Source organism: Streptomyces sp. NPDC001617 (assembly GCF_053596855.1).
Genome location: NZ_JBSFHA010000048.1, coordinates 19,500 through 42,332, shown reverse-complemented (window position 1 = coordinate 42,332; position 22,833 = coordinate 19,500). Strand labels below are relative to the sequence as shown.

Here is a 22,833-nt window from a genome sequence, read left to right as displayed (position 1 = left end):
TATGAGCCCCACTCCCCCCGCCCGCCGCCTGCGTCTCGGTATGCCGAAGCGGGTGTTCTCGCAGGTGCTGCTGATGCAGGTGGCGATCGCCGCGGGGGTCGCGGTGCTCGCGACCGGGTTGTTCCTGGCGCCGCTCAGCAAGCAGCTGGACAACGAGGCGATGAACCGCGCCCTTGCCATAGCGCAGACCACGGCGGAACAGCCGCAGATCGCCAAGGACCTCCAGCGAACCGCGCCGACGGCCGGGGGCCCGGTCCAGAAGGAGGCGGAGCGGATCCGTGTGGCGACCCACGCCGAGTACATCGTGGTGATGGACCGGCGCGGTGTGCGCTGGTCGCACACCAACGTGAAACAGATCGGCCAGGTCGTCTCCACCAGCCCCAAGGAGGCCCTGGCCGGCAAGCAGGTCAGGGAGATCGACAGCGGCACTCTGGGCCGCTCGGCCCGCGGCAAGGTGCCCCTTCGCGACGCCGGCGGCGAGATCATCGGCGCGGTCTCGGTCGGGATCAAGTACGACAGCGTGCGCTCGGAACTCATCAGCGCGATCCCGGGGCTGCTCGCCTACGCCGGCGGGGCGCTGGCCGTCGGCGCGCTGGCCGCCTGGCTGATCTCCCGCCGGGTCCAGCGGCAGACCCGCGACCTGGCCTTCTCCGACATCTCGGCGCTGCTCGCGGAGCGCGAGGCGATGCTGCACGGCATCCGGGAGGGCGTCGTCGCCCTGGACCGCGCGGGCCGTATCCGCCTGCTCAACGACGAGGCGCACCGTCTGCTGGGCATCGACACGGAGGCAGTGGGCCGGTCCCCCGGCGAGGCGCTCGGCGAGGGGCGTACGGCCGACATCCTGACCGGCCGGGTGACGGGCACCGATCTGCTCACCGTCCGCGGCCAGCGCGTCCTGGTCGCCAACCGTATGCCCACCGACGACGGCGGCGCCGTGGCCACCCTGCGCGACCGGACCGAGCTGGAACAGCTGGGCCGGGAGCTCGACTCGACACGCGGCCTGATCGACGCCCTGCGCGCCCAGGACCATGAGCACGCCAACCGTATGCACACGCTTCTCGGGCTGCTCGAACTGGAGATGTACGACGACGCGGTGGAGTTCGTGGGGGAGGTGGTCGGCGACCACCGGGCCACTGCCGAGCAGGTCACCGAGAAGATCCAGGACGCGCTGCTCGCCGCGCTGCTGGTCGGCAAGGCGACGGTCGCGGCCGAGCGCGGAGTCGCCCTGTGGGTGTCGGACCGGACGCGGCTGCCGGACCGGTTGATCGACTCCAGGGGGCTCGTCACGATCGTCGGGAACCTGGTCGACAACGCGCTGGACGCGGTGGCGGCCACACCGCACGCGCGCGTGGAGGTCGAGTTGCACACCGAAGGACGTACCGCCGTCCTCAGAGTGCGCGACACCGGGCCCGGAATCCCCGCGGAACAGCATGAGTTGATCTTCACCGAGGGGTGGTCCACCAAGGAGCCGCCCGCGCACCGCAAGCGCGGCATCGGACTCTCCATGGTGCGCAGGCTCGCCGAACGGCAGGGCGGCAGCGCGACGGTGCGTGAGGCGGAGGGCGGCGGCGCGGAGTTCACCGTCGTACTGCCCGAGGCGCTGGCCGAGCAGGCACCCGAGGCGGCCCTGAGCGGGGCCGTGGACACAGCCGTCAGGGAGGAGTCGCGATGATCGAGGTCCTGGTCGTGGACGACGACACCAGGGTGGCGCAGGTCAACGCCGCCTATGTCGAGAAGGTGCCCGGCTTCCATGTCGCCGGTGAGGCACACACCGCGGCCGAGGCGCTGCGGCAGCTGGAAGAGCTGCCCCGGCTGGACCTCGTCCTCATGGACCACTATCTGCCCGACGAGACCGGTCTGACCGTCGTCCAGGAGATGCGCCGGCGCGGTCACCAGACCGACGTGATCATGGTGACGGCGGCCCGGGACGTGTCGACGGTGCAGGCCGCGATGCGGCACGGCGCACTGCAGTACCTGGTCAAGCCGTTCGCGTTCGCGGGACTGCGCGCCAAGCTGGAGGCGTATGCGGAGCTGCGCCGCACGCTCGATGGCGGCGGCGAGGCGGAACAGGCCGAGGTGGACCGCATCTTCGGCGCCCTGTCCGCCTCCTCGGAGCCGGGGCTGCCCAAGGGGCACTCCCCCACCACCGCCGAACTGGTGCGCCGCTCTCTGATCAACGCCGAAGGGCCGCTGTCGGCCCAGGAGATCGCCGACAGGACCGGGCTGAGCCGCCAGACCGCCCAGCGCTATCTGAAGCTCCTGGAGCGGACCGGACGGGCCAGGCTCACCCTGAAATACGGCGACGCGGGCCGCCCTGAACACCGTTACGTGTGGGCGACCCGCGCCTGAGGGCACGGCCGGGTGGGAGCGGGGGAAGGGACCGTGCCCCCTCTACATACGGATTCAGCCCGCGGCCTTCTCCACGAACTCGGTAGTGAACGTCTTGCTCAGATCCACCTTGGCGTTCTTGATGTTGGGGTTGAACGCCTTGAGCACCTTCTCAACAGTGGCGGGGCCGTTCGCGGGCATCACGCCGTCCTTGGTGAACATGGGCAGCGTGCTCTTGATGGACTGCGCGTAGAGCGCCTTGTCGCCCTGGGAGTAGTCGGCCGGCATCTTGTCGGCGATCTCGGTGGCGCTGTGGGTGGACATCCACTTGAGCGTCTTGACGAATGCATTGACCATCTTCTGGACGGTGCCCTTGTGGCTGTTGACCCAGTCCGTCTGCATGTACAGGCTCGACGACGGGTAGGGGCCGCCGAGCGCCTTCTGGGACCCCTCGGGCGTCCGCATGTCGAGGAGGACCTTGCCCGCCTTCTTGTCCAGGACCGTGGCGACGGTGGGGTCGGTCGTCATGCCGCCGTCGATGGCGCCCTTCTGGAGCGCGGCGATGAAGGTCGGTCCCGCGCCGACGGCGACCGGCGTGAACTCGCTGACCTTCACACCGTTCTTGACGGCGAGGTACTTGGTGAGGAAGTCGGTCGACGAGCCGAGGCTGGTGACACCGAGCTTCTTCCCCTTGAAGTCCTTGGGCGAAGTGATGTCGCCCGCCGCCTTGCTGGAGACGATCTCCACCTCGCCGGGCGCATGCGAGAACTGCACGACGGACTCGACCGACTTGCCCTTGGTCTGCAGGTCGAGCGTGTGGTCGTAGAACCCGACGGCACCCTGGACCTGCCCGGAGACGAGCGCGGTCTCGGCCTGGACGCCGGCGGGTTCGCTCAGCATCTCCACGTCGAGGCCCTCGGCGTCGAAGTAGCCGAGCCGCTGGGTGAGCATGGCGGGGAGGTAGATGACCTTGTCCAGGCCACCGACCATGATCTTGACCTTCGTCCCCTTGCCGTCGCCCTTGCTGCCGGCGTCGGCGGAGGTGCTGCTGGCCGCGTCGTTGGCGCAGGCGGTGAGGGAGGAGAGGGCGAGCAGGCCGGCGGCGGCCAGGGTGGTGTATCTGGCGGACTTGCGCATGAGGGTTCACGTCCTTGTGAGAGGGCGGTGCGGGGAGGAGACAGAGCCCGATGGGGCGGCCGGCGCTAGGAGTTCGTCGGTTTCCAGCGGAAGACCCGGCGCTCGACGAAGGTGAGCAGCCCCTCGGCCGCGAGTGCGACGACGGCGAGGATGACCATCGCGGCGTACACACCCGCCGCGTTGAAGGTGTTCTGGGACTGCGAGACGAGCAGGCCGATGCCCCTGGTGGCACCGATGTACTCGCCGACGATGGCGCCGATGAGCGCGAAGCCGAAGCTCACGTGGAGGCTGGTGAAGATCCACGAGGTGGCCGAGGGGATGACGACCTGAAGGGTCACCCGGCGGTCACTGGCGCCCAGGATGCGGGCGTTGGCGACCAGATTGCGGTCGACCTCGCGGGCGCCCTGGAAGGCGTTGAAGAAGACCGGGAAGAAGACGAGGACCACCGCCGAGGCGACCTTGGAGGCCGGACCGAGGCCGAACCAGATCAGGAAGATCGGGGCGAGGATGATCCTCGGCATTGAGTTGAGCACCTTGATGTAAGGACCAAGGACATCGGCGAGGAAGGAGATCCGCCCGAGGGCGATGCCGAACACGACACCGGCCGCCACACCGAGCACCCAGCCGAGCAGTGCCTCGTAGAGCGTGTACCAGATCTGCTCGCCCAGCGGGCCGAGCGCGGTCCCGTGGGTCACCCAGGTCCAGATCTGGTCCCAGATCTTCGAGGGCATCGAGAAGTTGAACGGATCGATGACCTTCGCGCGGGAGAGCGCCTCCCACAGGCCGAGGATGCCGACCAGCAGCAGTACGCGGACGACCGTGACGACGATCTTGCGTCTGCGGGCGGCACGCGCGCGCGAGTGCGAACGGTCCGGTGTCTTGACGGTGTCGACGACCGGTGTGCTGAGGACCTCAGGCGACATGCGCGGCACCCCTCTCCCGAGTGATGCGGACCTCTTCGCCGAGGGACTCCCAGATCTCGCGGTAGATCTCGATGAACCGCGGCTCCAGGCGCACCGACTCGACCTTGCGCGGCCGTGGCAGGTCGATGTCGAACACCTGCTTGACGGTGGCCGGGCCGGCGGTCATCACGACGACCTTGTCGGCCAGCGCGATGGACTCCTCGAGGTCATGGGTGACGAAGACGACAGAAGCGCCCGTGCCCTCCCACAGCTCGAGCAGTTCGTCCGACATCAGGGCCCGGGTCTGCACGTCGAGCGCCGAGAAGGGCTCGTCCATCAGCAGGATCTCGGGGTCGTTGACGAAGGTCGCGGCGAGCGCGACGCGCTTGCGCTGGCCGCCGGAGAGCTGGTGCGGGTAGCGGTCCTCGAAGGCGGCGAGACCGACCCGGGCCAGCCACTCGCGCGCCTTCTGCTTCGCCTCCGGCTTGGGCACGCCGCGGAAGCGCGGGCCGGCCATGACGTTGGACAGGACGGTGCGCCAGGGGAAGGTGGCGTCCTGCTGGAAGACGAAACCGACCTTGTCGCCGACGCCGTGCACCGGCTCCCCAGCGACCAGGACCTCGCCCTCGGTGGGCTCTTCCAACCCGCTGACCAGGGTCAACGTGGTGGACTTACCGCAGCCGGTCGGTCCGACGACGGCCACGAACTCGCCACGCCCGACGGAGAGATCGAGCTCCCTGACAGCAGTGTGCAGACCCCCCGACGGGGTCCTGAAGATCTTGCTCGCGCCCCGCAACTGGATGGCGGGGCTGGTGTCTGCGCTCATGGCCGGGGACGGTAGATGTGGCCCGGGCCACAGCAGCAGCCTTGTGAGCGCATGCCGTTCTTTTGCTTACAACAGCCTGTTGTGCTCGTTTTGCTCGCGCTACAACTGCGGAGCCGAAACATGGGCTTAACGCTCGCCAGGCCTTGACAGAAAGAGGCCCGATGATTGACGTCCTGGTCGTGGATGATGATTTCCGCGTCGCCGAGATCAACGCCAAGTACGTGGGAAAGGTTCCCGGCTTCCGGGTGGCCGCCCGCGCGCACAGCGCTGCCCAGGCCCTGGCCAATGTGCAGCGCGGGGGCGTCGATCTGGTCCTGCTCGACCACTATCTGCCCGACCAGACCGGCCTCGAACTCGTCCACCGCATGCGGGAGCAGGGCCATGGCACCGACGTCATCATGATCACCGCGGCGAGTGATGTGACGACCGTGCAGGCCGCGATGCGCCTGGGCGCGCTGCACTATCTGGTGAAACCGTTCACCTTCGCCGCCCTGCGCACCCGCCTCGACTCCTACGCCGCCCTGCGCCGCACCGTCGACCGGGTCGGCGGCCGCGGTATCGCCGGCCAGGAGCAGGTGGACCGCATCTTCGGTGCCCTGCGCACCACCCCCGCACCATCCTCACCCGGCCTGCCCAGCGGCCACACGGAGCCGACGAGCGACCTCATCTGCCATGTCCTGCACCGCGCCGACCACCCACTCTCGGCCCACGAGGTCGCCGCGGAGACGGGCCTGAGCCGCTCCACGGCCCAGCGCTACCTCCGCCACCTCGAACAGGCCGGCCGCCTGCGCCTCTCCCTCAAGTACGGCGACACGGGCCGCCCGGAGCACCTGTACGCCTGGGTGGCGCCGTAGTCGTACGACAGCTCATGAGTCCGTACGACGATGAGGGCGGCGCCTCCCAGGGCTTGTTGCGAAAGTCCCGCCTGCCCTGCGGGCGGCAGGCGGGACTTTCGCAAGCTAGACAGCTCCCGCCCCGGTCAGCGACCGCACCTCGGTCTCCGCGTGCTTGGCCTCGTCCGGGACCTCGGCCGAGGTGACCGTGCCGAGCCAGCCGGCGAGGAAGCCCAGCGGGATCGAGACCAGGCCGGGGTTCTGGAGCGGGAAGTACTGGAAGTCGACGCCGGGGAAGAGGGAGTCGGGGCTGCCCGACACCACCGGCGACAGGACGACGAGCCCGAGCGCGGGGATCAGCCCGCCGTATACGGCCCATACCGCGCCCCGGGTGGTGAAGCCGCGCCAGAACAGCGAGTACATCAGCACAGGGAGGTTCGCGGACGCTGCGACCGCAAAGGCGAGGCCCACCAGGAAGGCGACGTTGAGGTCGCGGGCCAGCAGGCCCAGGGCGATCGCCACCGCGCCGATGCCCACCGAGGACATACGCGCCACGGCCACCTCGCCGCGGCGCTTGGCATGGCGGCGCCGCAGGGACGCGTACAGGTCGTGGGCCACGGACGCCGAGGAGGCGAGCGTGATCCCGGCGACCACGGCGAGAATCGTTGCGAAGGCGATGGCGGCGACGATCGCGAAGAGAACCGTTCCTCCGGTGGAGCCCGCGCCGCCTCCCAGGTTGAGCGCCAGCAGCGGGACCGCGGTGTTGCCGGCCGCGTTCGACCCTCGTACCGCCTCCGGGCCCACAAGCGCCGCCGCGCCGAAGCCGAGGACGATCGTCATCAGGTAGAAGCCGCCGATGAGCCCGATCGACCAGAGCACCGAACGCCGGGCCGCCCGGGCGGTGGGCACGGTGTAGAAGCGGGACAGGATGTGCGGCAGTCCCGCTGTACCCAGCACCAGCGCCAGCCCGAGACTGATGAAGTCGAAGCGGGCGGTCCAGCTCCCGCCGTACTTCAGTCCCGGTGCCAGGAACGCGTCGCCGTGTCCGCTGCGCTCGGCCGCCGTCAGCAGCAGACGGTCGATGTCGCCGTGGAACCGCAGCAGGACGAGCACGGTCAGCGCGACCGTACCGGCCAGCAGAAGAACCGCCTTCACGATCTGGATCCAGGTGGTGGCACGCATCCCTCCCAACGACACATAGACCACCATGAGCGCGCCGACGCCGATGACGGTCCAGGCCCGCGCCGCCTGGCTCGTCCCTCCCAGCAGCAGCGCGACCAGGCTGCCCGCACCCACCATCTGCGCCACCAGATAGAGAACGGACACGGTGACCGAGGAAGTTCCCGTCGCGATCCGTACCGGTCGCTCGCTCATCCGCGCCGCGACCACGTCGGCCAGCGTGAACCGCCCGCAGTTGCGCACCAGTTCGGCGACCAGGAACAGCACCAGCAGCCAGGCCACGAGGAAACCGACCACGTACAGCAGCCCGTCGTAGCCGAACAGCGCGATGAGCCCCGTGACACCGAGGAAGGAAGCGGCCGACATGTAGTCGCCGGCGATGGCAAAACCATTCTCCAGAGGAGAGAAAAGACGTCCGCCGGCGTAGAACTCCTCGGCCGAACCATGCCGGCTGCGGCTCACCCACGTCGTGATCGCGAGCGTGACGGCGACGAACGCGCTGAACAGCAGCAGTGCCAGTGTCTGGTGATGGTCCGTCACGAAGCACCGCCCCGTACTGAGCGGGTCAGCTCCTGGGTGTCCCAGCGCAGGTCGAGCGCGGCCCGGTCCCTGCGCAGCCGCGCATGCCGCGCATAGGCCCACGCGAGCAGGAACGTGGTCAGGAACTGTCCCAGTCCCGCGAGCATCGCCACGTTCACGACACCCGCGACCGGTCGCGCCATCAGCCCGGGCGCGGTCGTGGCGGTCACGACGTACCCCACGTACCAGACCAGGACGACGACCACGCCCGGCACCACGAACCTCCGGTACCGACGGCGCACCTCCTGGAACGCGGCGCTGCGCTGCACCTCCAGGTAGACATCGGCCGCCGCCTGCTCTTCCCTTGCCCGGCGCGCCTGTTCGGCCCGGGGCTCGGGCACGCCGGCAGCGGTGGACTCAGCCCATCCGGAGGCGAGTGCGTCGTACCACGGATCGTCGTATCTCATACCCTCGGACGCCTCGGCGCGGGCCTGGTCATGGCCCTCGCGGTGTTCGGCCGAACTCTCGGCGCCACCCCCGCTTCCGCGGGGACGACCGTTGCTTGACTGCATGCGCAAGTATGGACAGAACGGAAAGTTCCCCGACTTCTCTTCCCGGCGCTCTTCACCCCATCAGGTGACTCAATCTGCTGGTGGGCGGGCGATTCCCTTCGCGTACGCGTAACGCACCGCCTGGGCCCGGCCCTTGAGGCCCGTCTTGGTGAAGATGTTGTTGATGTGGGTCTTCACGGTCGCTGTGGACACATGCAGCTTGCGGCCGATCTCCGTGTTGTTGAGGCCTTCCGAGATCAGCTCCAGCACCTCGATCTCCCGTGCGGTGAGCCCGTCGGGCGGCTCCACCGGTGGCTTCGGCTGCGGCTCGGGCTCCGAGAGCCGCTCCAGCAGCCGCCGTTGAATGCTCGGCGACAACCCGGCGGCCCCGGACAGCACGCTCTCCACGGCCCGCACGATCTCGTCGCCTCCCGCGTCCTTGGTGAGATAGCCCCGCGCTCCCGCACGCAGCGCCGGGAACAGGGACTCGTCGTCCGCGAACGTCGTGAGCACCACGACCTGCGTCCCGGGGTGCTCCGCCCGGATGCGCCGGGTCGCCTCCACACCGTCGCAGCGGGGCATGCGCAGGTCCATCAGCACCACGTCCGGGGCGAGTTCGGCGACGAGCTCCACCGCCTCCTCGCCGTCTCCGGCGGCACCGACGACCTCGATCCCGGGCAGCAGTCCGAGCAGCATCACGATGCCCTCACGGACCACGGTCTGGTCGTCCGCGACCACCACCCGCGCGGGCCGTGCCTCCTCTCCTTCGGTCATACGGGCACCCTCAGCGTCACCACGAACCCCTCCTCGTCCGGCCCGGCCTCCAGCGAACCGCCCAGCAGCTCGGCACGCTCGCGCATGCCCAGCAGACCGTACCCGGCACCCGACCCGGTGAGCTCGCCCGGCGTGCCGCCCGAGTCCCGTACGTCCAGCGTCACTTGCTGCTCGCCGTAGTCGAGCAGCAGCCGCACCTTCGCCCCCGGCGCGTGCTTGCGTACGTTCGTCAGAGCCTCCTGGGCGACCCTGCGCACGGCCTGCGACGCCTCCGCCGGCAGCGGCTTGCGCTCACCCGTAATGGTGACCTCGGTGCCGGCCGTCGTCCCGACCAGCTGGGCCAGGAAGTCCTCCAACGGCGTCAGTTCGCCACGCAGGGCGGAGAGCGCGTGCCGGGTCTCGTCGAGCCCGTCGCGGGCCATGCCCCGTGCCGCCACCACCCGCTCCAGGATCTGCTCCCGGTCGGCGCCCCGCTCGATCAGCAGCCGGGCCGCCTCCAGGTGCACGAGTTGCGCCGAGAGGCTGTGGGCCAGCACGTCGTGGATCTCCCGCGCGATCCGGGCCCGCTCCGCGAGCGCCGCCGACTCGGCCTCGGCGGCGCGGGCGGCCCGCTCCTGGGCGAGCAGCCGCTGGGCGTTGCCGCGGGCCTCGGCGTCGAGGCGCAGCACGTAGCCGCCCAGTGCGAGGCCGACCATAGTGGCGGCGGTGGTGAGCCACGCGTCGTTGTTGACGGTGGCGTACGCCTGGAAGGAGAGCCAGGTCACGGGAAGCGCGGCCGCCATGGGAAGCCGCTCCAGTGCGATGACGCCGCAGCCGCACCAGATGACGAGGGCCGGCACGCGGAACCCGGTGGCCTGGGCCACGACCGCGATGGCGACCAGGAGGAGGGCCAGGGCGAGGGACGGCACGAGCCGGTGGGCCAGTGTGGTGCGGTACAGGGCCCAGGAGGCCCCCGCTGCCATGAGCACCACCAGGGCGGCCACCGCCACCCCCCAGCCGTGGACACGGCCGCTGGTGAAGGCGCTCCACAGCAGCATGGTGAGCGCGAGAAGCCTCGTCACCCAGGCGAGCACCCGCCGGGGCCGGGTGAGGCCCTCGCGCCCGAGCGCCTCCCGCGACGGCCAGCGGGTCCAGGCGTTCTGCCTCACACGCGCTCCTTCCGCTCGGACCAGGCCGTGGAGTCACCGTACGCCGAGGTCGTACCCGCCGTCGGAGCCATGGACTGGGCCCGCCAGAGCAGGATTCCGGAGCGGACCAGAAGGGTGCCGGCGAGGGCGAGAAGCAGCGCGGAGCTGTCCTGGTGCACGCCGATCGCGGTGCCGAGTCCGAAGAGGCCGACGCGCAGGACGATGCCGACGATCCAGACGGTCACGCTCGCCTTGGTGCTCTTGCTCCACACGGTGCCGTCCGGCTCCGCCCAGATGCGGGTGGTCCAGGCCCAGCCGGCCCCGGTGGCGAGGCCGATGAGCAGCTCGACGCCGAGCAGGACGACCGACTCCGTGCGGTGGTGGGCGTCGACGATGCCGGGTTCGCGGAGCGCGATGACGGCGAGGACGACGGGTACGAGCCACCAGCGCCGGCCCGCGCCTATCTGCTGCACGCGGAACTGTCGTACGACCACCAGGACGACGACGGCCGCGATCGCCAGCGCATTGACAAGCCCGGACATCAGGGCCTCCGTGAGCGAGGAAGGGGGATGCGGCAGCGGGTGCTGTCGACGCCTTCGACGCTACGGAGATTCGCAGGTCGGCAGATCGGAGCGTGGGTGGAACGTGGGTGGATCCGCGCACGGCCGTCGGCTCCACCCAGGGGTGGAGAGGGCCGGGGCGGCAGACGCGGAAGCGTGCGGCCGCGCCGGGCCGGGCTCGGGCAGGGGGACCGCCCCTGCCCGAGCCCGGTGCAGCGCCTACGCGTCGATGCGGGAGCGGTCCAGCGTCGCGGCCGAGCTGGAGATGAACTCCTTGCGCGGGGCCACGTCGTTGCCCATCAGCAGATCGAAGACCGTCTCGGCGGAATCCAGGTCGGAGAGGTTGATCCGGCGCAGGGTGCGGTGGCGCGGGTCCATGGTCGTCTCGGCCAGCTGGTCGGCGTCCATCTCGCCGAGACCCTTGTAGCGCTGGATGGAGTCCTTGTAGCGGACACCCTGGCTCTGCAGCTCGAGGAGCTTGTCGCGCAGTTCACGGTCCGAGTAGGTGTAGACGTACTTGTCCTGGCCCTTCTTCGGCTGGACGATCTCGATCCGGTGCAGCGGCGGCACCGCGGCGAAGACCCGGCCCGCCTCGACCATGGGCCGCATGTAGCGGTGGAAGAGGGTCAACAGCAGGGTCCGGATGTGGGAGCCGTCGACGTCGGCGTCGGTCATCATGATGATCTTGCCGTAGCGGGCCGCGTCGATGTCGAAGGTCCGGCCAGAGCCGGCTCCTATGACCTGGATGATCGCGCCGCACTCGGCGTTCTTCAGCATGTCGGTCACGGACGACTTCTGGACGTTGAGGATCTTGCCGCGGATCGGCAGCAGCGCCTGGAACTCGGAGTTCCGGGCGAGCTTGGCGGTGCCGAGCGCGGAGTCTCCCTCGACGATGAAGAGCTCGCTGCGGTCGACGTCGTCACTGCGGCAGTCGGCGAGCTTCGCGGGCAGCGACGAGGACTCCAGGGCCGTCTTGCGGCGCTGTGCGTCCTTGTGCTGGCGGGCCGCGATACGCGTGCGTGCGGCGGCGACCGCCTTCTCCATGACGACGCGCGCCTGGGCCGCGTCGTCCCGCTTGGTGGAGGTCAGGAACGCCTTGAGCTCCTTGGCGATCACCGTGTTCACGATGCGGCGGGCCGCCGAGGTGCCGAGCACCTCCTTGGTCTGGCCCTCGAACTGGGGCTCGGCGAGCCGGACCGTGACGACCGCGGTCAGCCCCTCCAGGGCGTCGTCCTTGACGATGCCGTCCTCGGCGACGCGCAGCAGCTTCTTGGCGCGCAGCACCTCGTTGAGCGTGCTGGTGACCGCGGTCTCGAAGCCGGCGACATGCGTACCGCCCTTGGGAGTGGCGATGATGTTCACGAAGGACTTCAGGATCGTGTCGTACCCCGTGCCCCATCGCATGGCGACGTCGACATCGAGCTCACGGGTGACCTGGGTGGGCGTCATCTGGCCGTGCTCGTCCAGGACCGGGACGGTTTCCTTGAAGGTGCCCTGGCCGGACAAGCGGAGGACGTCGTTGATCGGCTTGTCGCTCGCCAGGTACTCGCAGAACTCGCTGATGCCGCCGTCGAAGCGGAAGGACTCCTCGCCCTTGCTGCCGCCCTCGCCGAGACCGAACTCGTCGCGGACGACGATGGTCAGGCCGGGCACAAGGAACGCGGTCTGGCGGGCGCGCTGGTGCAGGTTCTCCAGGGAGAGCTTGGCGTCCTTGAGGAAGATCTGGCGGTCGGCCCAGTAACGCACGCGCGTGCCGCTGCGGGTCCTGGGGATCTTCTTGGTCTTGCGCAACCCGCTGCCGGCGTCGAACTTGGCGTCCGGGCCGTTCCCGGCGAAGGCGCCCGGCACGCCGCGGCGGAAGCTGATGGCGTGGGTGTGGCCGCCTCTGTCGACCTCTACGTCCAGGCGGGCCGACAGGGCGTTCACCACGGAAGCGCCGACGCCGTGCAGACCGCCGGAGGCGGCGTAGGAGCCGCCGCCGAACTTGCCGCCGGCGTGCAGCTTGGTCATGACGACCTCGACGCCGGACAGGCCCGTCTTGGGCTCGACGTCGACCGGGATGCCCCGGCCGTTGTCCCGAACCTCCACGGAGCCGTCGTCGTGGAGGATCACCTCGATGTGGTCGCAGTAGTTCCCGAGAGCTTCGTCGACGGAGTTGTCGATGATCTCCCAGAGGCAGTGCATCAGACCGCGACTGTCGGTCGACCCGATGTACATGCCCGGGCGCTTCCGCACGGCCTCGAGCCCTTCGAGGACGAGCAGGTGCCGCGCGGTGTAGTTGGAACCGTCCCGGTCTGCTCCTGCCAGCAGCGCTGTGGACGGCACGGACGTCTCGGCGGTCACGCGGTTCGCTCCTCGCTGAATTTCAGGTGAGGCCCTTCTGGGTAAGGGCGCGGCTTCGGTTGCCGTAGAGAGGGTACCGAGGCCTGGTAGAGCCGTTGTAACGCCACCCTCGTCTGAACTCAGACTAGTCCAGAGTCGCATACACGTTCGATCCCTCGTTGGAGTGAAGTACATATCACGTTCCCTTCGAGGCATGAACCATTTAGGCTCCGGGCACGTCCTCATGAACAACCGGCAAGCCAGCCGGGAGGACGGACATTGACAGCCAGCGCGAACCCGTAAGACACACAGACACGCAATACGGCACATTCGCCGCCAACCGGCAACAGGCAGCCGGCCTCGAAAGATTTTTTCGAGGAAAAGCCCCGGGCGGGAACGTTTTGGGGCTGGTTGGATGTTGACCCTGGTACGACAGCTCGTCGAGCTAGAGAAGAGGCGACGTGACTACTGTTCTGACCCCCGCGAGCCCGCTGACGGCCGCCGATCGCTGCGACCGTTGCGGCGCGCAGGCCTACGTACGCGTTGTCCTGCTCAGCGGCGGAGAACTGCTCTTCTGCGCCCACCACGGCCGCAAGTTCGAGCCGGAACTCAAGAAGATCGCCGCTGAGATACAGGACGAGACGGAGCGGCTGACGGCCGTCCCGGCATCTGCATCCGAAGAAGAGCGCTGACACTTCGCGTCAACGACGAGCCAATCCGGCACAGGCCGGTGTACGGGCGGCGCGGCCCCTGCTTCAGGGACCGCGCCGCCCGCGCTCGTGCGGAGACCCGTCTCCGACTCCGTCAGCGCCCCTGCCGGGGGCCTCTCGTGACTCCGCCCGCGCCCGACGCTTGTAGCACTTCGGACACGCGCGTGTAGACGCCGGGATCGCCCGCCCGACCGCAGCCACTCCCCCAGGACACGAGCCCGATCAGCTTCCCCTGGGCGACGAGGGGCCCGCCGCTGTCCCCTTGGCAGGCGTCGCGACCACCTACCGTCTCCCCCGCACACAGCATGCTGTCGGCCGCGTAGGCGCCGTCGGCGCTCCCCGGATACGCCCTCTCGCACTGGGCGTCGGGCAGTACGTGCACGCGTGTGGCGCGCAGGCTGCGCGCGTAGTCGCCGACGCCCGTGATATCGCCCCATCCGTAGACCGTGGCGCTCATGCCCGGCATGTAGGCGGGATCACCGGCGGCCGCCATCGTGATGACCGCGCTCTGGGGCAGCGGCTCGGCAAGAGTCAGCACGGCGAAGTCCCCGGCGTTGCTGTAGCTGTCGTAGCCGGGATTCACCCGGACTTGGCTGACCCGGATCTCCCGGCCCTCGGGCGACAGCAGATCCGTACGGCCCGTGATGACCTTGAGGTCGCCCGCCCGGTTCGGCGGGGCACCCAGGACCTCCTCGCCCATGCAGTGGGCCGCGGTGAGCACGGTCGTACGACCGACCACCACACCTCCGCAGAACTGCCCCGCGCGCGTACCCCCGAACCGGTCACGGCTGGACAGCGCCACCGTCCACGGGCTCTGGGAGATGTCGACCGGGAAGCCGCCGACCACGACGTCGGCGGGCGCGGGGACGGCGGACAGCAGCGGTATGACGGTCGCCGCGGCCGCAAGGACCAGCGGCCGGACCAGCGCCCGGTAAACAGAACGGCACATACGGATTCCTCACTCTCGGATGTACGTTGGACACCCAGAGTGATCCAGGACACGGCGCCCCGCACCCGCACGACAGCACGCCAAAGGCCCGGCTCCCCAGAGGGAACCGGGCCTTTGGCGTCGAAGGACCGCGACCTAGTCGAGGTAGTCGCGCAGCACCTGAGAACGCGACGGGTGGCGCAGCTTGGACATGGTCTTGGACTCGATCTGGCGGATGCGCTCGCGCGTGACACCGTAGACCTTGCCGATCTCGTCGAGGGTCTTCGGCTGACCGTCGGTGAGACCGAAGCGCATGGAGACGACGCCCGCCTCGCGCTCGGACAGGGTGTCGAGCACGGAGTGCAGCTGCTCCTGCAGGAGCGTGAAGCTGACCGCGTCGGCCGGCACGACCGCCTCGGAGTCCTCGATGAGGTCACCGAACTCGCTGTCGCCGTCCTCGCCCAGCGGCGTGTGCAGCGAGATGGGCTCGCGGCCGTACTTCTGAACCTCGATGACCTTCTCCGGGGTCATGTCGAGTTCCTTGGCCAGCTCCTCCGGGGTGGGCTCGCGGCCCAGGTCCTGAAGCATCTGGCGCTGCACGCGCGCGAGCTTGTTGATGACCTCGACCATGTGCACCGGGATACGGATGGTGCGGGCCTGGTCGGCCATGGCGCGGGTGATCGCCTGACGGATCCACCAGGTGGCGTACGTGGAGAACTTGTAGCCCTTGGTGTAGTCGAACTTCTCGACGGCGCGGATCAGACCGAGGTTGCCCTCCTGGATGAGGTCCAGGAAGAGCATCCCGCGGCCGGTGTAGCGCTTGGCCAGCGAGACCACCAGGCGGAGGTTGGCCTCCAGGAGGTGGTTCTTGGCGCGGCGGCCGTCCTCGGCGATGATCTCCAGCTCGCGCTTGAGCTTCGGCGCCAGCTTGTCGGCGTTGGACAGCTTGTCCTCGGCGAACAGTCCGGCCTCGATGCGCTTGGCGAGTTCGACCTCCTGCTCGGCGTTGAGCAGGGGGACCTTACCGATCTGCTTGAGGTAGTCCTTGACCGGGTCGGCGGTGGCGCCGGCCGCGGCGACCTGCTGGGCCGGCGCGTCGTCCTCGTCCTCGTCGGAGAGCACGAAGCCCGCGCTCTCGGCGCCCTCGGGCTCGTCGGCGCCCTTGGGGGTGTCCTCGAGCACCTCCTCCTCGAGGATCTCGGCGTCGTCCTTCTTGGCGCTGGTCTTCTTGGCCGCCGTCGCCTTCTTGGCGACGGTCTTCTTCGCGGCCGCCGTCGTCTTCTTGGCGACGGTCTTCTTGGCACCGGCCTTGGTGGCGTCGTCCTCGACCGGCGTGTCGGCAGCGGGCGCCGCCGCAGGGGCGGTGGCGGTGGCCTTCTTGGCGGTCACCGTCTTCGCCGCGACCGTCTTGGTGGCGGTGCGCTTGGCCGGACTCTTCGCTGCGACGCTCTTTCGGGTGCGCTTGGGCTCCGCGGCACTGACCATCAGCGTCACACCCTCTTCCTCGAGGATCTGGTTGAGGCTGCGCAGTACGTTCTTCCACTGAGTGGCCGGAATCTGGTCAGCTTCGAAGGCCCGACGCACATCGTCGCCGGCGATCTGCCCCTCGGCCTTTCCCCGCTCGATGAGAGCCATGACAGAGACGGACTCGGCGATCTCCGGCGGGAGCGTACGGGATGTGCTGGCCGACACGAACAACCTCTCGGAACGTTGGAAAACGGCTTCCGGCCCCGTCCGGGACGGACAGGAGCCGACCGCCGGCTTGGGGATTGGGCCGACGGCGCGGGCGGGGGCCGGGAAGATGCACAGCGCCGCGAACGGCGTCCGTATTCCCTCCTCGGCTGTCACCTCTTAGGTCATCGCGCTGTTCCCACGAGCGTTACGCCCAATCTGCGTGGCCCGAGTCACACCCCGTAAGCGCTCAAAAACGGTCAGACAGGGTCAGAGGCGGCCCACTCATGCCTCCTACCCGGGCTCATCCCTGGAAACACACGGCCCGTCGCACCGTCGGACCCCGCAGGATCGCCGGGATCCTGCGGGGTCCGACGGCACACGGTTCGCCGACCGGGCGATGCCCCAGGAGGGGAGGCCTTCCCGGCCGCGCCGCCCGCGGTCCGCGCTCAGTGCTCGCGCGGCGCGGGCACCACGCGCTCCACCTCGGGGTGGACGGTGAGCAGTTGGCGCATGGCCGCCTCGGCCGCCGAGGCGTCGCCCGTGGCGAGCGCGTCGACGATCCTGCCGTGGTGCGCCAGCGACACCTCGTTCGGCCGGTCACAGCCCGTCACCGGGCCGCCGGAGACCTGGAGGGCGGCCGACACGATCCCGGAGAGGTGCTCCAGCATGCGGTTGCCCGCGACCTGGATGAGCAGGGAGTGGAACTCGGCATCGGCGCGGGAGAAGGTGAGCGCGTCGCCCTGTCCCATGGCGTGGCCCATGATCTCGACCATGTCGGCGAGCCGCCGCTGCACGTCCTCGCGCCCGTGCCCGGCGGCGAGGCGGGCGGCCAGCGGCTCGATGGTCCAGCGCAGCTCGCTCAGCTCGCGGCGCTGGTCGTCGCGCTGCGGCCCGAAGGCCCGCCACTCGATGATGTCCGGGTCGAGGAGGTTCCAGTCGCTCACGGGACGCACGCGCGTGCCGACATTGGGGCGGGCACTGACCAGGCCCTTGGCCTCCAGGACGCGGAGCGACTCACGGACCACGGTGCGGGAGACCTCGAAACGCTGGCCGATCTCCTCGGGCACCAGCGGACGGTCGGCGCCCAGGTCGCCGGAGACGATCATCTGGCCCAACTGCTGGACGAGTTGGCCGTGCAGCCCGCGTCCGCGGCTGCCCGCGGCGCGCCGGCCCACGCGGCCCAGCTCCGGTTCCGCGCTCTCCCAGACGGGGGCTCCCACGCGGTCGGGGACAGGGGCCTCGGCGTAGGGGTAGCGGTCGAGTTCGCCCGGGCCGGCGAGACCGGAGTCTGCGGAGCGGGCGGCGGTCATCATGGTGTGCGCAAGGGTACTCACGGATCCTTTGTCGGCGCCGTCTCCAACTCCCTTGAGGTCTTTGGTGAAAAGCACACGAAAGGGTGATCGCTCACCCCGTCGCAATTGACGCCTTATCGGAAAGAAATGGGCTTTCCCCGGGGAGTTGTGCGCAGGCCGGGACGAAAGGACACGGACAGTCGTCATCTGAGCCTGCTGCGCAGGGTCGTGAGCAGATACGTGCAGAGCAGAGCGGCCAGCGACAACGTCAGGGCGCCGCCGACGGGTTGGACGATCACCCGTGCCGCTCCGGACAGATAGCGCTCTCCCCCGAAGGGCCACTGAAGCAGGAGCGTCTCGCGCAGCCGCAGCGGAAATCCGGCTGCGGTCCGCACGGATGATCCCGTCAAGACCTTCTGTACGAGGGGGACGACGACGACCGGTACGGCCAGCACGGCCGCGAGTCCCGCCGTGGTGGACCGGAAGACACCAGCTGCCAGTACCCCGGCCCATGCGCATCCGACGACGAGCCCGGTCCAACTCGCGCCCAGCGAGAGCCAGTCGCCGGGAACTTGCGCGAGCTCCCGTCCGTAGACGAGGTAGAGCACTTCGGCGTCGCAGCCCACGGTGAGGAAGGCGAGCGTCAGCGCGGTTGCCGCGGCGACGAGGAGTTTCGCGGCGAGCAGCCCCAGCCTGCGGGGCACGGTGCCGCGGTCCGCCGCCAGCGCGGGGTGACGGAACTCGTCACCGAAGGCCAGCGCCCCGAGCAGCCCCGCCCCGAGCGCCGTGGGCGGCAGAGGCAGCTCCCGCGGCCACGCGGCCAGCAGGCGTGGCTGCGGGGTATGCCCGATCCGGGCCAGCAGTACGGCGGTGATGGCGGACACCAGCAGCACGGCGGCCGCGGTGAGGAAGCCGGTGCCGATCCCGGCGGCACGACGGACCTCGTAGCGCAGGGGACGGAGGGGGCTGGGGCCGGGGCGGACGGAGATGGGAGGTGGGAGCGGGGAGAGGGCGTCCAAAGTCCGCGTTTCGGCGGGGCGTGAGGCTCGCGCCGGGCCACGTCCGGACGCTGAGCGCGGCTGGGGTTCCGCAAACGGTGAGTTCGGCGCGAGGTCGAGGCTGCGAGGCTCGTCGGCCGTAGTCGGGGGCTGCGGTTCGACGGCCGCGTGAAGGGGTGCCCCAGCCGGTGGCGCGGAGTGCGGTCCGACGGTCGCGCGAAGGGTTGCGCCAGCCGGTGGCGCGCGGTGCGGTTCGGCACCGGGCTCCTGGGTCGGGGCCATGGTGTGCTCTGTGTCGGATGCCCGCGGCTCGTCGGGGGTTTCCGGGGCACCGACGGGCGCCGCACCCGCTCCCGGCCCCATGTCCCCGGTCTCGTCCGCGAGTTGATGTACGAGGATGCTGTGCCGAAATGCGGTCTCGCCGACGTCGGCGCAGGTACTGCCGTACACGGAAAGGCGATTGCCGCCCTCGAGGACGACCTCGACGGAGCGGTGTGCGGTGCGGGCCTCCTTGGCGAGGAGGGCGGCGAGGCGTGCGGCGTGCGGGCTGCGGACGGCGACTCGGGGCCGCAGTCGGGTGCGGGCGAATTCGGTGGCGTCCTGGTCGGCGACGAGTCTGCCCCGGTCCAGTGTGACGACCCGATCGGCGCTGCGGGCGGCCTCCTTGGCGTCGGCGGTGGTGAACAGGACGGTGCCGCCCTGGGCGGCGTGGGCCCGCAGCGTGCTGTGCAGCCAGTGGGTCTCCCGGGTCGAGAGGCCCTCGGCCGGGTCGTCGAGGACGAGCGTGTGCGGGTCGGGCAGGAGGGCGCAGGCCAGGCCGAGGCGGCGGTCCATGCCGCGGGAGAGGGTGCCGAGGCGCTCGTCGCGCAGGCTGACGAGGCCGACGACTTCGAGCACTTCGTCGGCGCGGCGGACCGGGACGCCCGCGGCGGCGCACAGCATGCGCAGGTGGCCGCGGACGGTGCGGGCGGGGTGGCCCGGTACGTCGCCCAGGAGCACGCCGACCTCACGCGAGGGGTGGGCGATGCGATGCAGGGGGCGGCCTCTGAAGTGGGCGATGCCACGGCCCTGTTGGAGTTCGAGCATGAGTCTGAGCGCGGTCGTCTTGCCTGCTCCGGGTGTGCCGAGGAGCGCGGTGACGCGGCCCGCGCGCGCCTCGAAGGAGATGTCGTCGACGGCGGGCGGAAGGTCCTTGCGGGGGTTGCTGGTCAGTCCGAAGGCCTGGATCACCTGCAGCAAGATAGCGCGCTATTTCCGGTTTTTCGGGCATCGCGCGGTCTGTGGGACAGTACGGCCGGAGCGCGTCCCGCAGGCTTCGACGTCACACTTCGGGGCGCAGCATCGGGGGGTTGAGCAGCGTGGCACCGCCGGCCCGGAACAGCTGGGCCGGACGCCCGCCCTGGCGTGTGGTGGTGCCGCCGGTGGGGACGAGGAAGCCCGGGGTGCCCGTCACCTTGCGGTGGAAGTTGCGCGGGTCGAGCGCCACGCCCCACACCGCCTCGTAGACCCGGCGCAGCTCGCCGACGGTGAACTCGGTGGGGCAGAACGCCGTGGCGAGGGACGAGTACTCGATCTTGGAGCGGGCGCGCTCCACGCCGTCGGACAGGATCTGGGAGTGGTCGAAGGCGAGCGGTGCCACCGGTTCGCCGTCGCGGCCGTAACCGCCCTGCTGCAGCAGCTCCTCGACCGGCGCCCAGCGCGCGTTGCTGGCGTCGCCGCCCGCCCGGGGCGCGGGCAGGTCGGGCGCGAGCGCGAGGTGGGCGACGCTGACCACGCGCATCCGGGGGTCGCGCTTGGGGTCGCCGTAGGTCGCGAGCTGCTCGAGGTGGGCGCCGTTGTCCTGGGCGGGGACGGACGGGTCGTGGGCGCGCAGCCCGGTCTCCTCGGCCAACTCGCGCGCTGCCGCCTGCGCCAGGTCCTCGTCGGCCCGTACGAACCCGCCCGGGAGTGCCCAGCGTCCTTGAAAGGGTGGCTCGCCCCTGCGTACCGCCAGCGCGCACAGGGCATGGCGGCGCACGGTCAGCACGACCAGGTCCACGGTGACGGCGAAGGGCGGAAAGGCTGACGGGTCGTAGGGCATGCGGCGATCATAGTCGTCTGCCTGACGATAAACACTCCCTTCGTCGGTCGCTTCGATGGCTGATCCACTTCGGTCCGGTACGGGCCTCACCGTCTGCTTCGGCTGGTGGTTCGGTGGTGTGTAGTCCGAGGTCACACTCCCAGTTGCAGCCCGTAGGCCGCCTCCTCGACCATGGCGAGGCCGAGCCGGCTGACGCGTACGGAGAAGGGTGCGCCGACGACCCTCAGTCCGGTCAGGACGATCTCGCCGAGGGGCACGCTGTGCACGGGGCGCAGTGTGACGGTGCCGGCAGGGGTGTCGGGTCGGATTCCCGCGAGCGTGGTCAGCAGGACCACACCCGCCGCTGCCGCGGTGGCCGCTGGGCGGCAGGCGGCCGGGGGCGGAAGGGGAGCACTCCCTTCGGTGCTCTCCCCCGCGTACATCACGGGCAGCCGGTGACCGAAGGCCTCGGACACGGCGAGCACTCCGCGCAGCAGGGAGTTCGCCTCCTTCTCGTAGCCGGCTGCGGACAGGCCCGCGACGGCCACGGCCGTCTCGTGGACCCGTACGGCACCGCTCCGGTGGCCGAACGGGTTGTGTCCCGCTTCCTTCACGCCCAGTCCGCGCAGCCCCCAGCCCAAGTCCATGGCCGGCCCGCCGAGCAGTCGTGCGAGTCGTTCGGTCTGCACCTTGTCCAGCAGGCCGGCGGCCGGTTCGCCCCCGCCCAGCAGGCAGGTGTCGAGGAGGTGGGCGGCGGCCGCGCCCAGGTGCGGCACCGGGCTTCCGTCCGGGGCTCGGGCGGCCGCCGGTGTACCTCCGCCCAGGTCGTCGATCCAGAACTCCTGACGAAACGCCGTCCGCGGCGCCCGCGCCCGCTGCCGCAACTCGCCGCCGCCGGGCCTGCCATGGGCATCGAGCAGATCGGCGCCGAGGAGTGCCGCGCGGTGGGCGTGGGCCCGTGTCTCGCAGCGGGCGGGACCCCCGGGGTGGGGATCGCAGAGGTATGTGCCGTCGCCCACGGTCGTCCCCAGCCAGGTAAGACAGCGCTCGGCGGCCGGCAGCGGTTCCTCCGTCTCCTGCTCGGGGAGCCCCCAGCGGCGGGCCTCGGCCAGGTCCGTCCCCAGGGCGACCTCGACCGGGATGCGCAAGGGGCGCAGGGTCGCGCTGTGGAGGGTGATCCGCTCGGTCCCGTCCGCGTGCCGGATGCGTTCGACCACCACGTCCGGATCCGAGCCGGAGCTCGGGGAGACACACAGCGTGCCCACGAAGCGGGCCTGGTCGGCTGCTGTCATCCGGGCCTGGACGGCGAGCGGTTCGCGTCCGGCCACACGGACCTGGCAGCGGGAGAGGACACGTCGACCCGCGCGGTAGAACCCTTCCAGTCCCCGGCCGGTCAACTGCCCCTGGTCCGGGAGATGGCGAGGCCCGGCAGAGCCACGCAGATCATGACGGTATGAGTGGCGGGCAACTCGGCGGGCCGACGAGGTGCCGGAGACGGAGCCGGTGAGGGGGGCGCCTGGGAGCGTAGGGGCGGCTCCTGGCGGTGGGGAGGGGGGTGCGGGTCGTGTCCGACCTGTGGAAGAAGGCGGGGTGTGGTCCTGGCTCCGTGGGCGGAATACAGGGTGTTGCGGGCGGTCGATCGTCGGTGAGGCCCTGGCCGGTAGACCCGTCCGCCGACCGGTTCTGTGATCCTTCCGCTGACTGGTCCTGTGATCCGACCGGCGACCTGTTCTGTGATCGGTCCGGTGAAGGGGCCGATGCGGACAGGTCGGCGCCCGTCGAAGGAGGCGGCTCGGATCTCCCGGCCCCGGTGCGGTCGTCGGTGGCAACAGGTGGAGTCGGCTGCTGCATGCGGTGGCTTCTTCTGCGCTCTGTAGTACACCTCGGGCGTGTCCGGCGCCGGGTGGGGGAATCCGGACCGGCGTGGACTGTGCGGCGGCACGACCCTTTCGGTCGTTCCGCCACTCAGGTGAACGGAGCGGGGCTCCTCCGGGTCACGCCCTTGGACGACCGACACGACCGCATGGCGGTGTCGGCCCGGGCAGTCGCCGGGGACTCCTCGTCCCGAACCGCGCGCCACTGGGCGACTGCGGTCGCGTCGGCCGCGACTCCCG

The 22,833-nt window shown here is 70.2% G+C and carries 18 protein-coding genes and 1 pseudogene; 4 read left to right on the top strand and 15 right to left on the bottom strand.

Annotated elements, in window-relative coordinates; translation table 11 throughout:
* Nucleotide 1: 1 nt before the first annotated feature.
* Together ACWC09_RS30915 and ACWC09_RS30910 are read left to right on the top strand one after the other, a co-directional pair.
* Complete coding sequence (locus ACWC09_RS30915; protein ID WP_450854200.1) at nt 2–1,672, top strand: sensor histidine kinase; 1,671 nt, start codon at nt 2–4, stop codon at nt 1,670–1,672.
* The gene (locus ACWC09_RS30910) at nt 1,669–2,349 is read left to right on the top strand and encodes a response regulator (protein WP_450854199.1); all 681 of its coding nucleotides are present in this window, start codon (nt 1,669–1,671) and stop codon (nt 2,347–2,349) included. Before ACWC09_RS30915 ends, ACWC09_RS30910 begins: the two co-directional genes overlap by 4 nt.
* A 54-nt stretch (nt 2,350–2,403) precedes the next feature.
* Here the strand turns inward: ACWC09_RS30910 and ACWC09_RS30905 are convergent, their stop codons facing one another.
* The 3 genes from ACWC09_RS30905 to ACWC09_RS30895 form a co-directional block, all read right to left on the bottom strand.
* Nucleotides 2,404–3,465: an ABC transporter substrate-binding protein gene (locus ACWC09_RS30905; protein WP_450854198.1), complete on the bottom strand. Its 1,062-nt coding sequence runs from the start codon at nt 3,463–3,465 to the stop codon at nt 2,404–2,406.
* A 65-nt stretch (nt 3,466–3,530) separates the two neighbouring features.
* On the bottom strand, nt 3,531–4,388 hold the full coding sequence (locus ACWC09_RS30900) for an ABC transporter permease (RefSeq protein ID WP_450854197.1): 858 nt from the start codon (nt 4,386–4,388) through the stop codon (nt 3,531–3,533).
* Entirely contained in the window at nt 4,378–5,193 is an 816-nt protein-coding gene (locus tag ACWC09_RS30895) for an ABC transporter ATP-binding protein (RefSeq protein ID WP_450854196.1), read from the bottom strand. The genes ACWC09_RS30900 and ACWC09_RS30895 overlap by 11 nt, the downstream gene beginning before the upstream one ends.
* A 161-nt stretch (nt 5,194–5,354) precedes the next feature.
* Between ACWC09_RS30895 and ACWC09_RS30890 the strand changes: the two genes are divergently transcribed.
* Nucleotides 5,355–6,047 carry a response regulator gene (locus ACWC09_RS30890; RefSeq protein WP_450854195.1) on the top strand — a complete coding sequence of 231 codons (693 nt, stop codon included), beginning with the start codon at nt 5,355–5,357 and terminating at the stop codon, nt 6,045–6,047.
* A gap of 105 nt (nt 6,048–6,152) precedes the next feature.
* On the opposite strand, the gene ACWC09_RS30885 is transcribed toward ACWC09_RS30890, so the two are convergent.
* The 6 genes from ACWC09_RS30885 to ACWC09_RS30860 form a co-directional block, all read right to left on the bottom strand.
* Nucleotides 6,153–7,745, bottom strand: coding sequence for a solute symporter family protein (locus tag ACWC09_RS30885; RefSeq protein WP_450854194.1), 1,593 nt, complete (start codon nt 7,743–7,745; stop codon nt 6,153–6,155).
* Nucleotides 7,742–8,296 carry a DUF485 domain-containing protein gene (locus ACWC09_RS30880; RefSeq protein ID WP_450854193.1) on the bottom strand — a complete coding sequence of 185 codons (555 nt, stop codon included), beginning with the start codon at nt 8,294–8,296 and terminating at the stop codon, nt 7,742–7,744. Before ACWC09_RS30880 ends, ACWC09_RS30885 begins: the two co-directional genes overlap by 4 nt.
* A gap of 69 nt (nt 8,297–8,365) precedes the next feature.
* On the bottom strand, nt 8,366–9,049 hold the full coding sequence (locus tag ACWC09_RS30875) for a response regulator transcription factor (protein WP_450854192.1): 684 nt from the start codon (nt 9,047–9,049) through the stop codon (nt 8,366–8,368).
* Nucleotides 9,046–10,197, bottom strand: a complete 1,152-nt coding sequence (locus ACWC09_RS30870; RefSeq protein WP_450854191.1) for a sensor histidine kinase — start codon at nt 10,195–10,197, stop codon at nt 9,046–9,048. The genes ACWC09_RS30875 and ACWC09_RS30870 overlap by 4 nt, the downstream gene beginning before the upstream one ends.
* A complete protein-coding gene (locus tag ACWC09_RS30865) occupies nt 10,194–10,718 on the bottom strand; it encodes a DUF1453 domain-containing protein (RefSeq protein ID WP_450854190.1) in 525 nt (174 codons plus the stop codon). Before ACWC09_RS30865 ends, ACWC09_RS30870 begins: the two co-directional genes overlap by 4 nt.
* Before the next feature lie 237 nt (nt 10,719–10,955).
* A complete protein-coding gene (locus ACWC09_RS30860; protein WP_450854189.1) occupies nt 10,956–13,079 on the bottom strand; it encodes a DNA gyrase/topoisomerase IV subunit B in 2,124 nt (707 codons plus the stop codon).
* 440 nt (nt 13,080–13,519) lie between these two features.
* On the opposite strand from ACWC09_RS30860, the gene ACWC09_RS30855 reads away from it, so the two are divergent.
* Complete coding sequence (locus ACWC09_RS30855; protein WP_053848812.1) at nt 13,520–13,750, top strand: DUF7455 domain-containing protein; 231 nt, start codon at nt 13,520–13,522, stop codon at nt 13,748–13,750.
* 112 nt (nt 13,751–13,862) lie between these two features.
* Here ACWC09_RS30855 and ACWC09_RS30850 read toward each other — a convergent pair whose 3' ends face one another.
* The 6 genes and pseudogenes from ACWC09_RS30850 to ACWC09_RS30825 form a co-directional block, all read right to left on the bottom strand.
* Complete coding sequence (locus ACWC09_RS30850; RefSeq protein WP_450854188.1) at nt 13,863–14,717, bottom strand: serine protease; 855 nt, start codon at nt 14,715–14,717, stop codon at nt 13,863–13,865.
* 135 nt (nt 14,718–14,852) lie between these two features.
* Nucleotides 14,853–16,388: an RNA polymerase sigma factor gene (locus ACWC09_RS30845; protein WP_450854187.1), complete on the bottom strand. Its 1,536-nt coding sequence runs from the start codon at nt 16,386–16,388 to the stop codon at nt 14,853–14,855.
* 428 nt (nt 16,389–16,816) lie between these two features.
* Nucleotides 16,817–17,704: a FadR/GntR family transcriptional regulator gene (locus tag ACWC09_RS30840; protein ID WP_450854186.1), complete on the bottom strand. Its 888-nt coding sequence runs from the start codon at nt 17,702–17,704 to the stop codon at nt 16,817–16,819.
* Between the two features lie 161 nt (nt 17,705–17,865).
* Nucleotides 17,866–19,890 (bottom strand): ATP-binding cassette domain-containing protein, encoded by a 2,025-nt coding sequence (locus ACWC09_RS30835; RefSeq protein WP_450854235.1) that lies wholly within the window; start codon nt 19,888–19,890, stop codon nt 17,866–17,868.
* Between the two features lie 91 nt (nt 19,891–19,981).
* The gene (locus tag ACWC09_RS30830; protein WP_450854185.1) at nt 19,982–20,740 is read right to left on the bottom strand and encodes an NUDIX hydrolase; all 759 of its coding nucleotides are present in this window, start codon (nt 20,738–20,740) and stop codon (nt 19,982–19,984) included.
* Nucleotides 20,741–20,871: 131 nt separating this feature from the next.
* A pseudogene (locus ACWC09_RS30825) lies at nt 20,872–22,166 on the bottom strand (glycogen debranching N-terminal domain-containing protein).
* Between the last annotated feature and the right edge of the window lie 667 nt (nt 22,167–22,833).